Origin of the sequence: Colwellia ponticola (assembly GCF_005885605.1) — a bacterium.
Classification (GTDB): Bacteria; Pseudomonadota; Gammaproteobacteria; order Enterobacterales; family Alteromonadaceae; genus Colwellia; species Colwellia ponticola.
The window spans coordinates 270,616-290,533 of record NZ_SZVP01000002.1; the positions used below are offsets into that span (position 1 = coordinate 270,616).

Annotated in this window: 14 protein-coding genes; 6 read left to right on the top strand and 8 right to left on the bottom strand. The window is 39.4% G+C overall.

Annotation, left to right across the window (positions count from 1 at the left end; all coding sequences use genetic code 11):
* Nucleotides 1-41: 41 nt before the first annotated feature.
* The 5 genes from FCS21_RS04240 to FCS21_RS04260 all read right to left on the bottom strand — a co-directional run bounded on the left by FCS21_RS04240 (nucleotide 42) and on the right by FCS21_RS04260 (nucleotide 5,365).
* The gene (locus FCS21_RS04240) at nucleotides 42-1,352 is read right to left on the bottom strand and encodes an MFS transporter (protein WP_138620741.1); all 1,311 of its coding nucleotides are present in this window, start codon (nucleotides 1,350-1,352) and stop codon (nucleotides 42-44) included.
* A complete protein-coding gene (gene dmpG, locus FCS21_RS04245) occupies nucleotides 1,349-2,383 on the bottom strand; it encodes a 4-hydroxy-2-oxovalerate aldolase (RefSeq protein ID WP_138620742.1) in 1,035 nt (344 codons plus the stop codon). The genes FCS21_RS04240 and dmpG overlap by 4 nt, the downstream gene beginning before the upstream one ends.
* Before the next feature lie 11 nt (nucleotides 2,384-2,394).
* Nucleotides 2,395-3,309: an acetaldehyde dehydrogenase (acetylating) gene (locus tag FCS21_RS04250; RefSeq protein ID WP_138620743.1), complete on the bottom strand. Its 915-nt coding sequence runs from the start codon at nucleotides 3,307-3,309 to the stop codon at nucleotides 2,395-2,397.
* Between the two features lie 290 nt (nucleotides 3,310-3,599).
* Nucleotides 3,600-4,388, bottom strand: a complete 789-nt coding sequence (locus tag FCS21_RS04255) for a fumarylacetoacetate hydrolase family protein (protein ID WP_138620744.1) — start codon at nucleotides 4,386-4,388, stop codon at nucleotides 3,600-3,602.
* Nucleotides 4,388-5,365, bottom strand: coding sequence for a flavin reductase family protein (locus FCS21_RS04260; RefSeq protein ID WP_138620745.1), 978 nt, complete (start codon nucleotides 5,363-5,365; stop codon nucleotides 4,388-4,390). The genes FCS21_RS04255 and FCS21_RS04260 overlap by 1 nt, the downstream gene beginning before the upstream one ends.
* A 348-nt stretch (nucleotides 5,366-5,713) precedes the next feature.
* Between FCS21_RS04260 and FCS21_RS04265 the strand changes: the two genes are divergently transcribed.
* The 3 genes from FCS21_RS04265 (at nucleotide 5,714) to FCS21_RS04275 (ending at nucleotide 11,350) form a co-directional block, all read left to right on the top strand.
* Entirely contained in the window at nucleotides 5,714-7,153 is a 1,440-nt protein-coding gene (locus FCS21_RS04265; protein ID WP_138620746.1) for an aldehyde dehydrogenase family protein, read from the top strand.
* A gap of 734 nt (nucleotides 7,154-7,887) precedes the next feature.
* On the top strand, nucleotides 7,888-10,056 hold the full coding sequence (locus FCS21_RS04270; RefSeq protein ID WP_138620747.1) for a TonB-dependent receptor: 2,169 nt from the start codon (nucleotides 7,888-7,890) through the stop codon (nucleotides 10,054-10,056).
* A 520-nt stretch (nucleotides 10,057-10,576) separates the two neighbouring features.
* The gene (locus FCS21_RS04275; protein WP_138620748.1) at nucleotides 10,577-11,350 is read left to right on the top strand and encodes an EAL domain-containing protein; all 774 of its coding nucleotides are present in this window, start codon (nucleotides 10,577-10,579) and stop codon (nucleotides 11,348-11,350) included.
* 200 nt (nucleotides 11,351-11,550) lie between these two features.
* Here the strand turns inward: FCS21_RS04275 and FCS21_RS04280 are convergent, their stop codons facing one another.
* A complete protein-coding gene (locus tag FCS21_RS04280; protein WP_246046996.1) occupies nucleotides 11,551-12,681 on the bottom strand; it encodes a TDT family transporter in 1,131 nt (376 codons plus the stop codon).
* Between the two features lie 209 nt (nucleotides 12,682-12,890).
* On the opposite strand from FCS21_RS04280, the gene FCS21_RS04285 reads away from it, so the two are divergent.
* The 3 genes from FCS21_RS04285 to FCS21_RS04295 all read left to right on the top strand — a co-directional run bounded on the left by FCS21_RS04285 (nucleotide 12,891) and on the right by FCS21_RS04295 (nucleotide 16,239).
* A complete protein-coding gene (locus FCS21_RS04285; RefSeq protein WP_138620959.1) occupies nucleotides 12,891-13,700 on the top strand; it encodes a phytanoyl-CoA dioxygenase family protein in 810 nt (269 codons plus the stop codon).
* 184 nt (nucleotides 13,701-13,884) lie between these two features.
* Nucleotides 13,885-14,556, top strand: coding sequence for a glutathione S-transferase family protein (locus FCS21_RS04290; RefSeq protein ID WP_138620749.1), 672 nt, complete (start codon nucleotides 13,885-13,887; stop codon nucleotides 14,554-14,556).
* Between the two features lie 330 nt (nucleotides 14,557-14,886).
* On the top strand, nucleotides 14,887-16,239 hold the full coding sequence (locus FCS21_RS04295; protein WP_138620751.1) for an 8-oxoguanine deaminase: 1,353 nt from the start codon (nucleotides 14,887-14,889) through the stop codon (nucleotides 16,237-16,239).
* A gap of 122 nt (nucleotides 16,240-16,361) precedes the next feature.
* On the opposite strand, the gene FCS21_RS04300 is transcribed toward FCS21_RS04295, so the two are convergent.
* Nucleotides 16,362-17,879: an EAL domain-containing protein gene (locus FCS21_RS04300; RefSeq protein WP_138620754.1), complete on the bottom strand. Its 1,518-nt coding sequence runs from the start codon at nucleotides 17,877-17,879 to the stop codon at nucleotides 16,362-16,364.
* A 138-nt stretch (nucleotides 17,880-18,017) separates the two neighbouring features.
* Complete coding sequence (locus FCS21_RS04305) at nucleotides 18,018-19,898, bottom strand: methyl-accepting chemotaxis protein (protein WP_138620756.1); 1,881 nt, start codon at nucleotides 19,896-19,898, stop codon at nucleotides 18,018-18,020.
* Nucleotides 19,899-19,918: the final 20 nt, after the last annotated feature.

Consider the following 19,918-nt stretch of genomic DNA (forward strand, 5'->3'; position numbering starts at 1 on the left):
TAAAGAAAATTAAAAAACGTTAATACATGGTTGAAAAGTGCTTAAACTATATTGGCTTTCGCTAGCGCTTGATGAGCCTTTAGTTTACAAAGTAAGAAAACAGACATTAGCGTTGTACCACTGCTAATTAACAAGGCATAGCGTAAAGATTCAGTCCCCATTTGGTCACTCAATAATTCACTGATCACGCCTACTAGCATAGGGCCTACACCAACACCGACAAAAGTAATAATGACGGTTTGTATAGAGATGGCTAACGCTCGTTGGCTACTAGGTACAATACCGGTTAATAATGTTAGGCATGGACTGACCCACCACACCGAGAAAAAACTCGCTAAGGTACAAAATAGCATCGCAAAGGGAATACCTGAAAAAGACAATTCATCGCCTAGGCCCTTGGGCCAAAGGAAGTAAATGACAATTGATATCCAGCCAAGTATATGACCCAGTATTGGTAACCATAACACGCCTTTTCGTTTGGCAATTCTATCGGCCAGATAGCCGCTTAACAAAATACCAATGGCAGCAGCGCCGCCGCCGAAAAAACCAGCCATCATGCCTGCTTGGCTAATAGTGAGCTCATGACTACGCACTAAAAAGGTGGCGTTCCACATACCAAAAGCATTAGCACCTAAGGTGGCAATTGCACTTGAACTGACTAATAAACAATAATCTTTTCGTTTAAGTAATGTTTTTATTGAGGCGCGAAAACCTGTAGCCAGTACTGTTGGTATATTTTCAGTCGCCGAAGTGTTTGCTTCATCATACTGACCACGAGATGGCTCTGGCATAATAAAAAAAAGCACGAAGGAGATAAATAATGCAGGCGTAGAGATAATAAAAAAGGTTTGTCGCCAGCCATATTGCTCTACCCAATAAGCACCCACAGTGAGCGCTATAATAGCGGCAAAGGTAGCACCAGAAGTAAAACAACTAATGGCAAATGATCGCCGCTCAATAGGGTAGCTATCAGAGAGTAATGATAATGACGCCGAGGTTACCGGCGCTTCAGCAACAGCAATCATCATGCGCATTAGTAGTAGGGTAAAAAAGCCAGTTGCCAAGCCACTTAAGGCGGTAATGACACACCAAACAAGTGCACTAGCAGCCAGTAAGCGGGTACGATTAACCTTATCGGCTAGGCGACCTGCTAATAAGCCGGTGAAGATAAAAACAATCGCAAAACCAAGCCCGGTTAATAAACCCATCTGTGTATCAGACGCGCCAAACTCAGCTTTGATGGGTTCAATCATCACTGCCATAATTTGTCGGCCAATAAAGCTTTCAATATAGAGTAAAGTAAGCACCAACAATAAAGCATGTTGGCGCCAGTAAGATGGGGTTATGTTCAAGCGTTAGCCGCCTTTAAGGCTTTAGCCATGCTCATTGCGGTATCATCAATCATATCTTCTTGTCCTCCTACGGTTTTGAGGCGACCAAGTTCAAGTAAAATATCACGAGCAGGTACACCATATTTTTTCTCGGCCCGTTCAGCGAACAGCAAGAATGAAGAATAAACACCAGCATAACCAAGTGTTAAAGAGTTTCTATCAATACGTATAGGCTGATCCATCATAGGAATAACTAAATCTTCGGCTACATCCATTATTTTATAGAGATCTACACCGTGATTAACATCCATGCGATCAAGTACTGCGCTAAAGACTTCTAGCGGTGTATTACCTGCGCCAGCACCTAAACCAGCAGCAGAGCCATCGATACGGTTAGCGCCCATCTCTAGTGCAGCAAGCGAGTTAGAAATACTCATACCTAAGTTATGATGACCATGAAAACCAATTTCGGTGTCAGGTTTAAGTTCACTACGTAGTAATCCTATGCGCGATGATACATCATCAGGCAGCATATAACCTGCTGAATCTGTACAGTAAATACAATTAGCTCCGTAAGACTCCATTAATTTAGCCTGCGCAACTAACTCTTCAGGGCTGATCATATGTGCCATCATCAAAAAGCCGACGGTATCTAAGCCCATTTTACGAGCGGCACTAATATGCTGCTCTGATACATCTGCTTCAGTACAATGAGTCGCAACACGAATAGTACTAACGCCATGGTCATAGGCCATTTTTAAGTGATCAACGGTACCTATACCAGGAATGAGTAACGCTGATATTTTAGCTTGTGTCATTTTAGGGACAACAGCACTTAAATACTCTTCATCGGTATGGGCAGGAAAACCATAATTAAGAGAAGAACCACCTAAACCATCACCATGGGTGACTTCAATTAATGGGATACCGGCTTGGTCGAGTCCAGTGGCGATTGACACCATTTGTTCTAGGCTAATTTGATGCTGTTTAGCATGCATACCATCACGTAATGACATATCGTGCAGGGTAACTTTTTTACCTTTTAAATTCATATTATTACTCCTTAAGAATGACTGTCAGATTGAGTGCTAGGTTGAGTGTGACCAAGCATTTGCTCGGCAAACATTTCAGCAGTACGGGCGGCAGAGGCGGTCATGATGTCAAGATTACCGGCATACTTAGGTAGGTAATCACCCAGTCCTTCTACTTCAAGAAAAATAGACACTTTACGACCGTCAAATACGGGGCCATTTTTGAGTTTATAACCAGGAACATACTTTTGAACTTCACGGATCATTTCAAGGACTGATGCGGTAATAGCCGCTTGATCTGGCTCTGTTTCCGTTAAACAATGAATAGTGTCACGCATCAGCAGTGGTGGCTCAGCAGGGTTAATGATAATAATGGCTTTGCCTTTTTTAGCGCCACCAATTTGCTCTACTGCACCTGAGGTAGTACGAGTGAATTCATCAATATTTTGGCGTGTGCCTGGACCGACTGATTTAGACGATACCGTCGCAACAATCTCGCCATACTCTACTGCTTGTACACGTGATACCGCAGCCACCATTGGGATAGTTGCCTGACCACCACATGTCACCATGTTTACGTTTTGAATATCAGCGTTAAGTTGGTTTAGGTTAACGGGAGGAACGCAAAACGGACCAATGGCCGCCGGCGTAAGATCTATCATCAAGACACCTTTAGCATTAACTTTGGCCGAGTTCTCAGCATGTACATAGGCCGATGTAGCATCAAACGCTATTTTAATTTCGTCGGCTTCAATATGAGGGATTAAACCATCAATACCCTCTGACGTGGTTTTAATGCCTAATGCTTGTGCGCGAGCTAAGCCTTCTGAATCTGGGTCGATACCGACCATCCATACTGGCTCTAGTACATTGCTGCGTTGTAGCTTATAAAGTAAATCGGTACCAATGTTACCTGACCCGATCAGAGCGCATTTTATCTTTTTCATCTTTTTTTCCTTGTGATATTGATATTATACCATTCTGCATAAAGAAGTGTTCACTTAGAATGGCATGGACGACAGTAGAACAAATAAAATTTATGCCGATATAGTCACTCTACATCAAGTAAATTTTATGACGTTATCATGGTGTCCAAGTATTCCCAAAGGGCCATTTTTAAAGGCTTATATGCATCGTTATTGATTTTGACAAGGGAACAACCCTTGCCTACAATCAATGCCTTGCCTCTAAGCCTTTAAATTCTGGCTAAGAGATCACTTTCTTATGCAGATTGGTATTAGTCACAGAAATTGACTGAGCATGTACCGAGACCTTCAATCTCCATACTAAAGTGATCGCCGCTTTTAGCATCGATTAGAGGTGCAAGAGCTCCCGATAAGATCACTTCACCTTTTTTAAACTCAATGCCATATTCTCCTAGCGTATTGGCTAGCCAAGCGACCGCTTGAGCGGGGTGACCTTGTACGGCAGAGCCAATACCGGTTACCGCGGGCTCACCATTATGATGTACGGCCATTTTGACCGTTGATAAATCAAGTGTTGTCGGGTCGGTATGCTTGTCGCCAATAACAAAAACACCACATGAAGCATTATCAGCAACAGTATCGACTATGGTGATACGCCAATCTTCAATACGAGAATCAACAATCTCAAAACAAGGGGCAACCCACTCAGTAGCGGCTAATACTTGCTCGGCGGTAACGCCTGGGCCTTGTAAATCGTGTTTAAGGCAAAAGGCGATTTCACCTTCGGCGCGCGGTTGAATTAACTGCGACTTTTGTAAACTAATGCTACTGCCATCGGGATGATGCATAGTGTTAGTTAAAAAACCAAAATCCGGTTGATGAACATTCAACATCTTCTGTACGGCTTCACTGGTAACACCAATTTTTTTACCGATAACTTTTTCGCCAGCTTGGGTGCGTAGCGCTAAGGTTTTTAATGAAATTTGATAAGCATCATCAATGGTTAACTCTGGGTAGCGAGCGATTAGCGGCGCTACCGCTAACCTTTTCTTTTGTGCATCAAAAAGCTCTTGCGCTAACTGGTTATGTAACTCACTCATTATTGTTGTTCCTGTGTTGACCAAAGGTCAGGCAAGCCTGGATCTGTTTTATGAATAAGGCGCTTGAGCATTAATTTAAGTGCCATAACGTCGCCAGCACCAAGCTCTTCAATAAGCTCTTCTTCAATGGCTTTAGCCTGAGCAATATGATGTAGCGAGGTTACTCGACCCGAGTCGGTTAACTGATAACTATCGTTATCTATTTTACTAATAAGTGCTTGGCTCTCTAAGAAGTCAATATCTTCTTCAGATAAGCTGTGGCCAGTATAATCAAGGTGAGTGTTTAATTGCTCTAGTGTTTGTTTTGGTTGAATATTCATTACGGATAGAGCAAAAAAGTGCGAATCTTCAAGTGCTTGTTGATCAAGTACTTTGCGCATACGATAAAGCATTTGAAAATGTGCACGGCCAAGTAAATAGCCTAATAAATCTTCGTTATAGCTACACTGTGGAGCTGCGGGCTCAGAAGAGAGATTAACGTCTTCCCATGGCTTGCGTGCGGTCATGGCGTATTGACCTTGCTGGAATACTAATGGTGGTAAAGGTTGTTGATCAAAACCTAATACTTCACCAATAAAAATGAGATGATCACCGCCATCGTGCGTTACCATGTTACGACATTGGAAACGCGCACTACAATCTTTGATTAATGGTGCAGAGCTAATACCATCTTCTAGGTTAATATCTTTAAATTTATCTTTACCTTTAGCGGCAAATTTATTTGATAAATCCTGTTGATGTTGAGATAGCACATGTACGTTCCAGTGCTCAGTTTTATTAAAAGCGTCTACACTGAGCGATGTTTTGGCTAAACTCCATAACACCATTGGAGGGTCGAGAGAAACAGAATTAAAACTGTTTGCGGTAAGACCAACGGGAGTGCCATCGGGGGCCGTGGCCGTGATAATAGTCACACCAGTGGTAAAGCTGCCAAGAGCTTGCCTAAATGCTTGGTTATCAAATTCTGTCTTTGCCATGTTAACTATCCTTATTTTGCTAATATATGCTCAGTATTATGATAAGGCTGTTTTTCATCATCGTCTTAATGGACTAAACCGTGTATTCTATTTTATTTTACTAGATTTTTTGGTGGTTTATCTCGGTCGTAGAGTCGTTTGCCACTCGTCCGATTGGACGAGGTAACTTATGATAAAAACAGGTAGAAAAGACTCAGTTGACAAGGTTATTAACTAAGGTATTAATAGATACGTTAGTTAAATAAGACGATTAAATAACCTTATTACATCGCTTTATTGCGCTACTTGAAGCAATAAAAATGCTAGTGCCGTTAGGCAAGCACACCATTAACTTACGAAGGATATCGCATGAATAGCAATAACTCAGACGCTATGGCAACCTTGCTTGAGCACCAGCAAATGGCGCATACACAAAACATGACCGTTAGTGCGGCGCAAAGACGAGAGAGGATTCAACAAATAATAAATCTAGTGGTTGATCACCATCAAATACTTGTTGAGGCGATAGAAGAAGATTTTGGAGGTCGCAGCCAAGGTTTTTCCATCATGAATGATGTGCTAGGTTCACTCGCTAGCCTTAAGTACACCCGAGATAATCTTGAGCCATGGCTTGAAAGTCAAACACGTGAGGTTTTTTCTCCCTATGATCAACTGGGTAGTACTGCACGCGTTGAATATCAGCCTAAAGGCAGTATTGGTATTATTGGTACTTGGAATGCACCTTTGTATACGCTACTTGCGCCGCTAGCTTGTGCGTTAGGCGCAGGTAATCGCGCGATACTTAAACCGTCTGAAGTGACGCCAAAAACTGCCGAGTTACTGCATACTTTATTTGAGCAACATATCGATCCATTACTTGTCAGTGTAGTCACTGGTGGAGCAGAAGTTGGCGCTACTTTTAGCGCATTACCATTCGATCACCTTGTTTTTACGGGGAGTACCACGGTAGGTAAACAAATTATGTCTGCAGCAGCACAAAACTTAGTGCCAGTAACATTAGAGCTTGGCGGCAAATCGCCAGTAGTGGTTAGTAACGATTGTGATTTAGTCGAAACGTGTAAACGTTTAGCAATCGCCAAAAGTAATAACGGTGGACAGGTGTGTGTGAGTCCTGACATTGTTTACTTTCCAAAAAATAAACTACAGCAAGCAGCAACATTATTATTAGAAAATTTTCGTCAATTTTTTCCTGAAGTTAGCAATAATGCAGACATTGTACCCATTGTTAATCGCCAGCATTGTCAGCGCGTTGTTAGCTTGGTTGAGCAAGCGCGTCAAGCCGGTTGCGAAGTGCTTAGTAGTCATGAGGTTGCTAGTTTATCTGCGCTAATTGATGCCGATAAGCGTTTACCACTGCAACTGATTGTCTCGCCAAGTAAAGCAGAGCGTATTATGCAGGAAGAAATTTTTGGTCCAGCACTTATTCTTTTACCTTACGATGATATTGATGACGTTATTAGTGATATTAATAGTCGAGCAAAGCCTTTAGCGCTTTATTATTTTGGTGAAGATGAAAGCGAGCTTAATCATGTGTTGGCTAACACCAGCTCTGGTGGTGTATCTGTGAATGACTGCCTACTACATGCGGCAATACATGACGCGCCATTTGGTGGTGTTGGTGCCTCAGGGATGGGACATTATCATGGTAGAGAAGGTTTTTTAGCTTTTAGTCACCAACGAACAGTCTTTGTTGCGCCCGAGCATGATCCGCGCCAAGAGTGGGGATTACTACCGCCACACCATGACCAGTTTACAGCGATGATGGCAGCGCAAGTTAACGCGGATTAACACTAATACCAACACTCACACTTAGAAAAAATAAAACACTATAAAAAAGCGAAGCAAAACATAAAAAGACCTTGTCATTGATATTAAGATGACAGGGTCTTTTTTATTTTTTAGTCTTTATTTATACCAAGTCTATTAAGTTATTTCCCACTCAGCGAGAATTAAAAGGCTTAGAGGCAAGACATTGATTGAAGAGAATGGTTATTCCCTTGTCAAAATCAATAACGCCGCATGTAAGCCTTTTAAAATGGCCCCTGGGAGCTTATTAGCAAACTGATAACAGCACAAAATTTATGAAATATAGACTCACTATACTTAACAAATTTTGCTTGTTCTAAGCTCGCTAATACAGCTCTGAGTTGGGAATAAATTTAATAGAATTGGTATTACACCGCTCGCTTTGCTCGTTCGTCAATATTATGTGCAATTATTACCGTGTCTTAATAGCGGATCCTTCCTTAGTTTGTTTGACTTTCTTAATGGCTACTCGTTCATGTGGACTATTTAGTTTTACACATGGTGTGCGACGATAAAGCCTTACAATCTTTGTTGATACTGTTTTATTTGAAGATTTTTTTGAAAAATAATCAGTGTTGGCGTTTGTAAAAGTTAGGTGTTTTCGTTTCACATTATCGTAATGAAATGTTCGTTTTTGCATAAATACAACGCCAGTTATTGACGGTATTTATGTTGGTTAATTTTCAGTAAATTAAATTTAAACAAGGACTAAAAAAGTGAATACTAATAAAAAACCACTAAATATCGCTATATCATTGGCGCTAATGAGCATGGCCAATACGGCAGTAGCAGCGCCAGATAATGACGTGCCTAAAAAAGGCTTGGAAGTCATTGAAGTGACTGCGCAAAAACGCGTACAAAATTTACAAGAGTTACCGACCGCGGTTACCGTTTTTAATGCGCAAGCACTCGATGAAAAAGGTATTACTGATGTTGAAGATCTCAGTATTTATACGCCTAATATGCAAATATCAGAAACACCCGGTGGTAGTACTGGCGCCACTATAGCTATTCGTGGATCGGTTACCATTAATCCCGCCATCACATGGGAGCCTACCACGGGTGTGTATATTGATGGTGTTTTCGTGTCAAAAAATGTCGGTGGCTTATTTGATGTCGCAGCGATAGACCGCGTTGAGGTATTGCGTGGCCCTCAAGGTACGCTTTATGGTAAGAACACCATTGGTGGAGCGTTAAATATCATTACCCGTAAACCTAGTGGTGAGTTAGGGGGGAAAGTACGTGTTGGTGCCGGTAATTATGATATGACAGATATTTATGTTACCGCTGACTCTGATCTGATTAACGACAACCTTAGTTTTAACTTTACTGGTAATAAAAAAGAACGAGATGGCTTTTACGATAACTTGTCAGTAACGTCAAAAGTGAAAGAATTTAAAGCACTTGATTCTAGCTCAATGCGTTTTGGCGCCTTGTATGAATACAGTGATAAGCTCGAGTTTTACTATACCTATGATTATAGTGATAAAGATAATAGCCCTTCAATGGGACAAGTGTATATTGCTGACCTTATGCCAGAAGATACTAAAAGCCGTCAAGACAGTGCCGCGTTAGATGGTGTTCAGTTTGATCGCTCGACAAGCTCAGGTCATTCATTAACCGTTACCTGGCAGCAAAGCGATCATTTAACCATTAAATCTATTACCGCATTACGTGAAATTGACTATGAAGATGGTAGTGATTATGACGGTTTTGACATGCTTGGCTTTCATACTATTCGCCAAGTAAAGCATGAGCAAACCTCACAAGAACTACAGTTTATTGGTGATATTGATAATGTTAATTACGTAGCAGGTTTGTTTTATTTTACCGAAGACTCCGATGTTAATAACCCCTATATATTAGGCTTTGGTACGGTAAATAATACTTATGGTGTTGAGTCAACCTCAATAGCTGCTTATGCTAATGTCGAGTATCAGCTCAATGATAAATTGACCCTAGCAGGTGGTTTACGCTGGACATCGGAAGAAAAAAAATTCTATATAGAACATCCTGATGATTACAGTTTTGCTTATTTTTTCCCTTTACCTTTTACCACCGCAGGCGATACTTGGAATAATACCTCTGCTATGGCGTCACTTAATTATGCGTTAGCAGATAATGTACAAACCTATGTTAAAGTCTCGCAAGGTTGGAAAGCAGGGGGCTTTAATGGTGAAGCACCTACGGCTGAGTTAGCGGTAAAACCGTATGAAGCTGAAGAGGTGATAGCGTATGAATGGGGTCTTAAATCGCGCTGGTTAGCACAACGTATTCAGGCTAATGTCGCTGTTTTTTACAATGACATAACCAATATGCAAATGTCTGAGTTCTTAGGGGCTTATTCAGATGTACAAAACGCCGGTGCAGCTACCGTTAAGGGGATAGAGTTTGAATTAGTGGCCGCGATAACAGACGATTTATTATTGACGTTCAATTATGGCATGCTAGACCCTAAGTATGACTCGTTTATTACTTACGATGTTTACACTGGCGCGCCAAACGATGTCACTAACAGTGCAGAGTTTCCTTATAGCCCCGATAATAAATGGTCATTAGGATTACATTATATTACTGATACCGAGTTGGGTGAATTTAGTATTAGTGGTGACTATAGTTTTGTTGATGATCACTTTGCTTATCATAATCAACCGTCAGCTGATTTTACTCGTATTGAAAACTATAACGTGTTCAATGCTCGTATATCGTTAAAAGAAATTGCCGGCACAAATTTTGATTTGTCAATTTGGGGTAAAAATATTACCGATGAAGAGTACCGTATTAATGGCGTTCCTATGGGAGATGCAACGGGTAATTTTATTGGTGGTATAAATTATTATGGCGATCCAGCAACGTATGGTGTTGAAGTAACGTACACGTTTTAGGCTTTATTTTGGGGCTTTATATCACCATAGTATGAAAAGCCCTAAAATAGCTTATGGCTTTAATTAAAGACCAGTAGTTTTTGCTATTGGTCTTTTTTTAAGTACAGCTCATTATAATTAAATAGCAGGTTTAGTCATTTATTCTACTCTTTTATTTATAAGTAAATTAATACCCCTATAATGCTCATGACTGTAGTGCTATAAGTACTGAGTAACACCATTCTATTAACTTTATTTTTTACTTAGAGCTAGCGTAGAACAAGTAAAAAAATTTATCTTCGACGTTATTGATTTTGACAAAGATGCTACACGGAGTTAGCTTATTAGATAATGTCTTACCTTTAAGCCTTTTAATGCTCGCTGAGAGCGAAATAGCTTAATAGATTTGGTATAATATATAAATTAGTTACAACAAGTAACCAAGTATCGTTTCTGTTCATTTTATTTTGAATAACGGTAAATTCGGTAAATTCGGTGATTTTGATTATTTTTATGTAACGTTATTCAATGAGATTGGCTAATGAAAGAAAAAACGATAATTTACGACAGGTTTTCATCATGTAGTAACTGCGCAGATAAAGGTAGTCTTGCTTTTGATTTTACCATGGCTTTTCAGCCGATTATCAGTAGTAAGAACAATGAGGTATATGGCTATGAGGCATTAGTCAGAGGTTTAAATAATGAGTCTGCCTTCTCGATAATATCGCAAGTAAATGATGATAATCGTTACTTATTTGATCAACTTTGTCGCGTTAAAGCAATAGCGTTAGCATCTAAGCTTAAACTTGACTCAATACTTAGCATCAACTTTCTGCCTAATGCTATATATAAGCCAGAGCGCTGCATACGTACCACCTTAGATGCTGCGCAGAAGTATAACTTTCCTGCAGAAAGGATCATGTTTGAGTTTACTGAAGTTGAAAAAATAGAGGATACTACATTTATTAAAAACATTGTTGAGTATTACAATAAAATTGGTTTTAAGACAGCAATTGATGACTTTGGCTCAGGTTACGCGGGTTTAGGCTTGTTGGCTGATTTTCAAACTAATATCGTCAAACTGGATATGGAACTTATTCGTAATATCGATCAAGATACAACTCGTCAATCAATCGTCAAAAACTGTTTAAATATATTTCATGATCTTAATATAACGCCGTTAGCAGAGGGCATTGAAACAAGAGAAGAGTTTGACTGTTTACGTGCTTTTGGTATTGACTTAATGCAAGGTTATTTATTTGCAAAACCTGGTTTTGAACGATTACCAGAGGTTAATTTTAGTGACTTTGTATAGTCAATTTTCATAGTCACTTTGGTCAGCGTTTGTTAATCACTTTACGGTGTTATTAGCTTTTTATGCTAATTGTTGCAGGACGCTGATTAGATAATGTAATACTTCTTATGTTGAATAATCAGCGAAAACAGCGCTGTATTGTATGAATAAGCATGAAAAGTTAATAAAAGCTGTAGAAAAATCCAAGCGCGCAACCACCGCTAATATTGTGGCCCTTTATTTGAGATGATAATAGGTGAACGAGTTGGGTTTTTAATAATATTACCTGTTTTAATACCTTTAATGGTACCCCAGGCGGCGATAACCCAAGCAGCGACTAGAAACATAAATAATATTAGTGCAGCCCACTCAAATACGGGTAAGCCAGTATGTAACGCTAACTGCGTCGTCCCTGTCACACAAGTTCCTACCGGGAAAGTAAAGGCCCACCAGGTTAATGCAAAAGGCATTTTTCTGCGCAGCGCACGCAATGTTAGCAACGTCGCTAAAATTGACCAGTAAAAAGCAAAGCCCCAAACAGGCACACCATATAAAATAGCCATATTATCTAAACTATTGGCAAGGGGTTGCTCAATAACGCTTAATGCAACAGTCCCTAACGCACCTACTGCTGTAATCGATTGTCCTAGAGGCCCTAGCACTATCCATAATGTTGGCACACGTGCGCCACTTGACGTACCTGAATGTGCTAATCTTCCCCAAATTAAACTAATAATAATAAACGCAGCCATTAAGCTAATACCAAACATGGCATAACAGGCATAGAGTAGTGTTTGTTGCAGTAGAAGGTCTTGCGTATGAGGAATAATCATGGCGCCTATTGTTGCTGATACCATGGGCGGAACGACAGGCATTAACCAACCACCAAAGGCCGCATCACCACGTACTTGATGATGCGTGAACAGCAAATAAGGGATCACTACGGCGGTTATTAAACCGGTAATAGTGCCGGTTAACCAAAGACTCCAGGCGATTATCATGACCGTATCTTGGCTAAAAAAATGCTGGCCAAATAATAAGGTGCCACCTGCAATAGTCAAGAGTGCCATTGGCGGGGCACCAAAAAACTGCGCCATCACAGGATCGTTAAATTGCCGTTTAATAATATGGGGCTTTACAACCGTTTGTATTACTTTTAATAACAGCATTATGATTAACATGAGTGCAGCAATAACCCAAATAATAAGGCCTACTTTATCTAAATACTGACCAATTATCGGTAAACCTGCAGCCGCGTTAGCAATAATGCCAGTGCCCATTACTGAGGCGAACCAATTGGGACCAAGCTCGGTATTTAACTCAGGTTGTTCATTTGTAGGGCTTGTTAGCACAGTACTCTCCTTTGAGCGTTCAGGCTACTTATACAACTACGCCTAGTCGCATTTATTTGCAGTAATAGTTAATTGCCATCAATAGTGTGCAGCAGTAAAATATAGTCTAGGTTATATTTTTTGTATAGAAAAATGGAGTTAAGGTATTTAATGGTAAAAAATCTACAGCAACTGAGTCAGCGCTTTTTGAGTTATCGTTTATGAGTACAATGAAGCTGACAGACCACGACATGGATACCCTCTATCAAGAGCAAGGTTACTTTGTTATTAGAAATTATTTTAATACCACTGAAATAGCCTCACTTAGACAGATTATTTTAACCTTTCATCAATTATGGAAACAAGATAACGCCGCCTTTTATCAAGAGGTTGCTTTTAACTCTTCGTTAATTACTGGCAGTGAGTATCTAGGGTACGATGATAGAATAAAGCTCTTTAACTTTATCAGTTCACCAAAAATAATGGCGGTTGTAGATGCCGTGATAAAAACGAATCCTGCTTTTATGAATACGCAATTATTTTTTAATCCAGTTAATCCAGCGCTTAAAGATTTTTGGCATAGAGATTGTCAATATGATCACGATGTTGACGTACAAAAAATGGTTATTCATGAAACGCAAGTCGTGCACTGTAGAGTGCCTTTATTTGATGAGCTAGGTATGGAGCTGGTGCCAGGTACTCATAAACGCTGGGACAGTGAAGAAGAGTTTAATGTACGCCAAGAAGAACAAGGTCGATTGAGTAATGAAAGCCTTTCAACGGGCAAGCAAATTAAGCTAGCGGCAGGCGATTTATTAGTTTTTTCGGCGGATATGATCCATCGTGGTTTATATGGCATGGATCGATTGGCATTAGATATTTTAGTGTTTGATTCGGCAGGTGATTTTGTTGATTATGTTGATGATGATTGCTTGCCCAGTGCAGCAATGCTTGAATATATAAACGATCCAAGGCTATTTGTTAATACACTCAAGTTAAAAGCACAAGCTGAACTTCATGGCATGGCGCTTAGTGAATGAGCCATTATGTGTGAACCGTTATAAGTGATCTGGTATAAGAGAACTGTCATAAGTGAACCATAGTAAGTTAACTATCGTATAGTTATAAATAACATGATATTTAATAACCTAGACTTAACTATATTAGGATTAGGTTAATAGTCATATATGCTTAATGCTCGGTTACTTATTTTAGGAAATCACTATGATTGTTGTACACCATCTCAATAATTCTCGCTCTCAACGAGTGCTTTGGGCTTTAGAAGAGCTTGGCGTACCTTATGAAATAAAACGATATGAACGTGACCTAAAAACGAACTTAGCGCCATCGAGTCTTAAAAAAGTACATCCCCTAGGTAAATTTCCAGTGATTAGCGATGGCGATATCACGATTGCAGAATCTGGCGCGATTATTGAGTACCTCTGTCAAAGCTATGGCAAAGGTAATTTTATTCCTGAGCGCAATACTGAAGGACATCGTCAGTATATTTATTGGTTACATTTCGCAGAAGGTAGCTTGATGCCGCAGCTGTTATTTAGCGTAATTTTAAACAAAATAAAAAGCAACGCATCGCCTTTTTTCATTAAGCCTATTGCTAACGCGATTGTACAAAAAGTTATGTCTGGTTACGTTGGTCCTAATATAACCACTAACTTAAACTTTATTGAAGAGCATTTGAAAAACAATGATTGGTTCGCTGGCGAGCAGTTATCAGGTGCAGATATTCAAATGAGTTTTCCGTTAGAGGCTTGGGCGTCAAAAAATTCAACTAATCAACAATATCCTAATATATTGGCTTATGTTAAGCGTTTTCAAGAGCGCGCAGCCTATCAACGAGCTTTAGATACAGGAGGGCACTATGACTATACTCTATGAAGCGTCTAGTTCAGTGCTTATTGAACGATTAAAAAAAAGTAGCTAATTAGCTGTGGTCAATTCAAAGGATAAGTTATTTAATATTGACTTTACGATATTTTATTGTTTAACTAAAAGTGTTGATAAACGGTACAATTATGAACGTTGTTGTACTTATTAGCTTTTGTAATACGTTTATTAATATGATTTGAAGGCGATCATCAAGTAGCTGTGGTTTTTTAACCAACTAATAATATACCTTTCCGGTTTGTGTATTATTGGCTTCTACATCCGGGTTTAAGTGATTAAGACCTTCTTAATTTTTTCTAAACCTGATGATTAGGAGTTACTATGCAGGTTAAATCTCGACGAATTTGGATTAAAAATCCCCTCGACTGTTTAGACACCGCTTATGCTGGCGGTATTGTTGTTCAAGATGATATTATTGTTGAACTAATACAGGCAGGCGCGCAACCATTACAAGCTGTTGATGAGGTTGTTGATGCACGCGAACACGTACTTATCCCAGGCTTAATTAACGGCCACCACCACTTTTACCAAACATTAACACGTGCTTTTCCCGCCGCGTTAAATAAAAATTTATTTCCTTGGTTACAAAGCTTGTATCCCGTGTGGGCAAGGCTTACGCCTGAAATGATAGCAACGTCTACTCAAATTGCACTTTGTGAATTGTTACTTTCGGGTTGTACTACTGCCAGTGATCATCATTATTTATTTCCTGATGGCCTAGAGCACGCTATTGATATTCAGGTAGAGCAGGCAAGAAAGCTAGGTATTCGCGTACACCTTACTCGAGGTTCAATGAGTTTAGGCGAAGATCAAGGCGGCTTACCTCCTAGAACGACCATTCAAACCGACAGTGAAATATTAGATGATAGTCAACGCCTGATTAAAACCTATCATCAATACGAAGAGGGAGCTATGACGCGTATTGCCTTAGCACCGTGCTCGCCATTTTCTGTTAGTGAAGAGTTAATGCGAGCAACGGCTGACTTAGCCCAAGATCTTGATGTTAGGTTACATACTCATTTAGCGGAAACACATGATGAAACTGATTTTTGTATAAAAATGTTTGGTGTACGCCCGGTCGACTACCTTGAACGCGTTGGTTGGTTAACTAACCGTACGTGGCTAGCGCACGGTATTCACTTTAATGATGATGAAATAGTACGTCTAGGTACAGCTAATGTAGGTATTGCTCATTGTCCATCATCAAATATGTTACTAGCGTCAGGGCAGTGTCCTACTATTGCATTACAACAAGCAGGCTGTGCGGTTGGTCTTGGTGTTGATGGCTCCGCCTCAAATGACGGTTCAAATATGATTGGTGAAGTTCGCCAAGCGTTATTACTGCAACGCTTACGTTATGGCGCTAAAGATATTACTCATCAAAAAGCCTTTGAGTGGGCAACCAAAGGCTCAGCAGGGTGTTTAGGTCGTGATGATATTGGCGAAATAGCGGTAGGTAAACAAGCTGATATTGCTTTATTTAAGCTCGATGAAATACGCTTTGCTGGCGCAGGTTCTCCCGCGGCTGCGTTGCTACTTTGCGGAGCAACTAAAGCAGATAAGGTTATGGTTGCCGGTAAATGGCGGGTGTTAGCAGGGGAAATAGTCGGGGTTGATATCAAGCAATTAATGGCGCAACAAATTAGTTTAGCGGCACAATTAGCGGGTGTGTAAGTAACGGGTACTTTACTGCCAGTATTATGGATAAAAACCACCTATTACTATAATAATAGGTGGTTTTTAGTCGTTATTTCAGCGAAGTACTAGTCAAAATAACTACTCAAGCTAAGCACCGGCTAATCCTTTTTTTGCTCCGTCACTTTTTGTATAAAGTCTTCAGCTGTCATTGGTTTACCAAATCCCCATCCCTGACCATACTTTATGCCTATTTTTAATAGCGCATCATGTTGCATAGAGTTCTCAACGCCTTCAGCAACGACATCCATCGACAGTTTTTTTGCAATTGAGACTATATGTGGTATCAAGGTCGATTTTATTGAGCCAGCTTCCATATCATTAATAAAACTTCTATCAATTTTTAAAATTTGGCACGGAATACTTGAGATCTGTTTTAAATTGGAATAACCCGTACCAAAGTCATCAATGGCAATGGTCATTCCGTTAGCGACGAGTTGCTCTAAACAATGTAAAACCTTTGACCCCGATAATGCTTCATCTTCAATAATTTCAATACAAATATTATGTTTAGTTTGCTTAATCATGTGATTAGTTAGCAATTTCAGCACATTCTCATTACCAATATCTTGAGGGTATATATTAAAATTAACTTTGAAGTTAGTGAGCGTTACGTCATTAATTTGTGTTAACGCTTTAGTGATAAGTTTGTCGGTAAAAGCCCAAGTAGCATTAAGATCTTTAATAACAGGGATAAAGGTATCTGGAAAAATATCGCCCATACTATCTTGATATCTGGCCAATACTTCACAGCCAACAATTTCACCTGTTTCGAGTATGACAATAGGCTGAAATAAGGGATAGAAACCATTTGAAGCCAAGCCTTTTTTAACTCTTTGCTTAGTAGAGCGTCTTCTTTTCCATATTTTAATTAGGGTTATGTAACTACTATAAGCCAGTAACGCAGCGGCAACGACTATCATCATCATAACTATGCTGTAGCGTTGATAATACTGTTGCTTATTAAATGTTAAGTACACACAGTGAGCAGATAGTAGGCTACAGTAGGTGTACGATTGTTCAAATAAAGAATTTTCATCGATAAGTTTTTTGTTGATAAATAAGTTTTTATCGCCTAAGACATGCAGTTGACGGTTATTTCCCATGAAAATAATTTGCCAATCAAAACTTTGCGGAAATAATTTGTAGGTATTATGGCTATCAAGGACAGCGTTGAAGTTTTTACTTTCAATAATTAATGACTTATAAAGCTCATCAAATAATAACAGTTCTTTATCAATCCAAATTTTAAAACCTGACGTTGTGGTGTAGTCAGCACCTGACTGTAATTGTGGCTCTGCTAATACTCCTAAACCTGTAGTACATATCAACATACCCTCATCTGAAATAAAGCCTACGCTTTTTATGTACGCTGATTTAAACATCGCTCTACTCATATTGAGCAACGTTGTCTCATTACAACTGTTAGGTGACTTAGCATTTAATTCGTTAAGCGTGTTAAAGGTATCGGTATATATGGACTCTATAATATCAACATGAATTAACGCGGTAGCTGCTAGCTGATTACCTATATCCTTCTTTAACCCTACTAATGAGAGATAGATAAAGGCGAGAGCAAAGAGCGTGCTTAATAGCAATGAACGTATTCTTATATTCAAATTAAAGTCCTTATTGACTAAAGCTGCCTGCGTTAACTTAACTTAACGCGGATAAGCACACTACACCTACTCGTTAATGAATACTTATAGTGATAAAATAGGAAGTACTCTTTCCGTTGCTTTTCAATAGTAGCTCAATTAAATAGTAAATCGCCCCATTAACTCTTTTAATGCGTTTGACTCTTTATGTAAACCATTACATAGCTCAGTTGATTTCATCATATTTTCTTTGGTGTGCTCTGATGAATCAGAAATCATCACTACATTTTGACTTATCTCTGAGGTTGCTGATGCTTGTTCACCAGTTGCTGTTGCTACCGTGGCGTTGATTTCTGTTAAAGCAACAATTTCTTTTGCAATATCGTCTAAGGTCAGTCCCGTTTGTTTTAAACGCTCGGCATTTTCAAGGGTATTTTTACTGCCTAGTTCAATAGCATCGACAGTCGTTGATGCTTTGGCGTTAAGTGACGCTATCATGTCATTTATTTGCTCTGTTGACTCAGCGGTTCTTTTCGCTAGTGTTCTTACTTCATCGGCAACCACAGCAAAGCCACGACCTTGCTCACCAGCTCTGGCCGCTTCAATAGCGGCGTTTAACGCCAATAAGTTGGTTTGTTCAGAAATACCTTTAATTACATCTAAAACATGTGAAATGGACTTTATCTCGCTTGACAGTTCAATCACTGAATTAACCGATGATGCCATAGACGCTTCAAGCTGCCCCATTTGTACTATGGTGTTATTAACAAATTTTGAGCCTTCTAATGTTTTACTTTCGGTAGACAAGGCAATATCAGAAGCGCCAGAAGCACTATTGGAAATATCTTGCACTGTCGCTTCCATTTCAGTAACCGCCGCTGCCACTGTTTGCGTACTCGATGATTGTATTTCTGCTAATGTCGTTGCCTCTTGCACCTGTGTTTGCACTAAGTCGGAGAGTTCTTTAACGTGTATGGCAGAAACAGAAACTTGTTTGAACATATCGTGAAGCTGCTCTAAAAATAAGTTGAACTTATTGGCTAGCGCGCCTATTTCATTGTTTTCAGTAACGGGTAATCTTGCTGTTAAATCACCATCTTTTTCAGTTAACGCACTCACAGCATCGGTTATTTGTTCTATGGGTCTGAAAATTTGTGTGGCTAGTAGGCGAACCAAAGCAAAACCTATGATGGCAATGACAAGACCTACTATGATGTTTTTATTGATGGCGTCATTTAAAGGACCGTATAATTGTTCATGGGGGATTTCAGCAACTAAATGCCAGTCTAGCGAAAGTAGCGGGGTACTTGAAATAATATAGCTTTCATTATTTACTTCACTTACAGCGATTTGGCCATTTTTTATAGCAGATAAGTCTATCGAGGTGCCGATTTTAGCTTGCTCACTGTGTAGCATTATTTCGCCAGTATTTGAGACTAAATAAACAATACCTGACTGACCAATTCTATAGTTTTTTACTAAATTAACCATAGACTCTAATGACCGAGCGATACCGGCAATAGCGGCTCTTTTACCATCAACTTCTAAGGCATAGTTGATAAATATCGCTGTTTCATTTGTGCTGTCGTCAATACCAAAATTTAATTCATAGCTCTTGTTTGAATTTAAAAAGTTATAAAACCACTGATCATTTTGACTATTTATTTTACGAATAACGCCTTCGTCGGTGTAATAGTTAAGCGACTCTTTAGACACGATAAAAGTACGAATAGCTTCATTATCTTTTTTAATGGTCGCTAAATAATCAATAAATGCTTGTTGTTGCTCTTCAGGTTCACTTTCTTTTATCCAACGCTCGACAAAAGAGTTTTGCGCAATGTCCTTAGAAACGATTAGCGGGGTCGATAATTCTAATTCAATCGCATTTCTTACTTCATTTAAGGAGGAGGGTAAGTCGTTCTTTTTTAGTTTTTCTTCAGTATGAGATTCAATACTATTAGAAAATAATAATGTTGAAATGGTCAGAGGTAATACTATTGCAAGAATTAAACTTATATAGACTTTACTTTTTAGTAACACAGGTGTTCTCCTAACTTATA

Coding starts and splice junctions, on each gene's coding strand:
- dmpG (WP_138620742.1), bottom strand. CDS start 2,383: ATGAATTTAAAAGGTAAAAAAGTTACCCTGCACGATATGTCATTACGT.
- FCS21_RS04250 (WP_138620743.1), bottom strand. CDS start 3,309: ATGAAAAAGATAAAATGCGCTCTGATCGGGTCAGGTAACATTGGTACC.
- FCS21_RS04255 (WP_138620744.1), bottom strand. CDS start 4,388: ATGAGTGAGTTACATAACCAGTTAGCGCAAGAGCTTTTTGATGCACAA.
- FCS21_RS04260 (WP_138620745.1), bottom strand. CDS start 5,365: ATGGCAAAGACAGAATTTGATAACCAAGCATTTAGGCAAGCTCTTGGC.
- FCS21_RS04265 (WP_138620746.1), top strand. CDS start 5,714: ATGAATAGCAATAACTCAGACGCTATGGCAACCTTGCTTGAGCACCAG.
- FCS21_RS04275 (WP_138620748.1), top strand. CDS start 10,577: ATGAAAGAAAAAACGATAATTTACGACAGGTTTTCATCATGTAGTAAC.
- FCS21_RS04285 (WP_138620959.1), top strand. CDS start 12,891: ATGAAGCTGACAGACCACGACATGGATACCCTCTATCAAGAGCAAGGT.
- FCS21_RS04290 (WP_138620749.1), top strand. CDS start 13,885: ATGATTGTTGTACACCATCTCAATAATTCTCGCTCTCAACGAGTGCTT.
- FCS21_RS04295 (WP_138620751.1), top strand. CDS start 14,887: ATGCAGGTTAAATCTCGACGAATTTGGATTAAAAATCCCCTCGACTGT.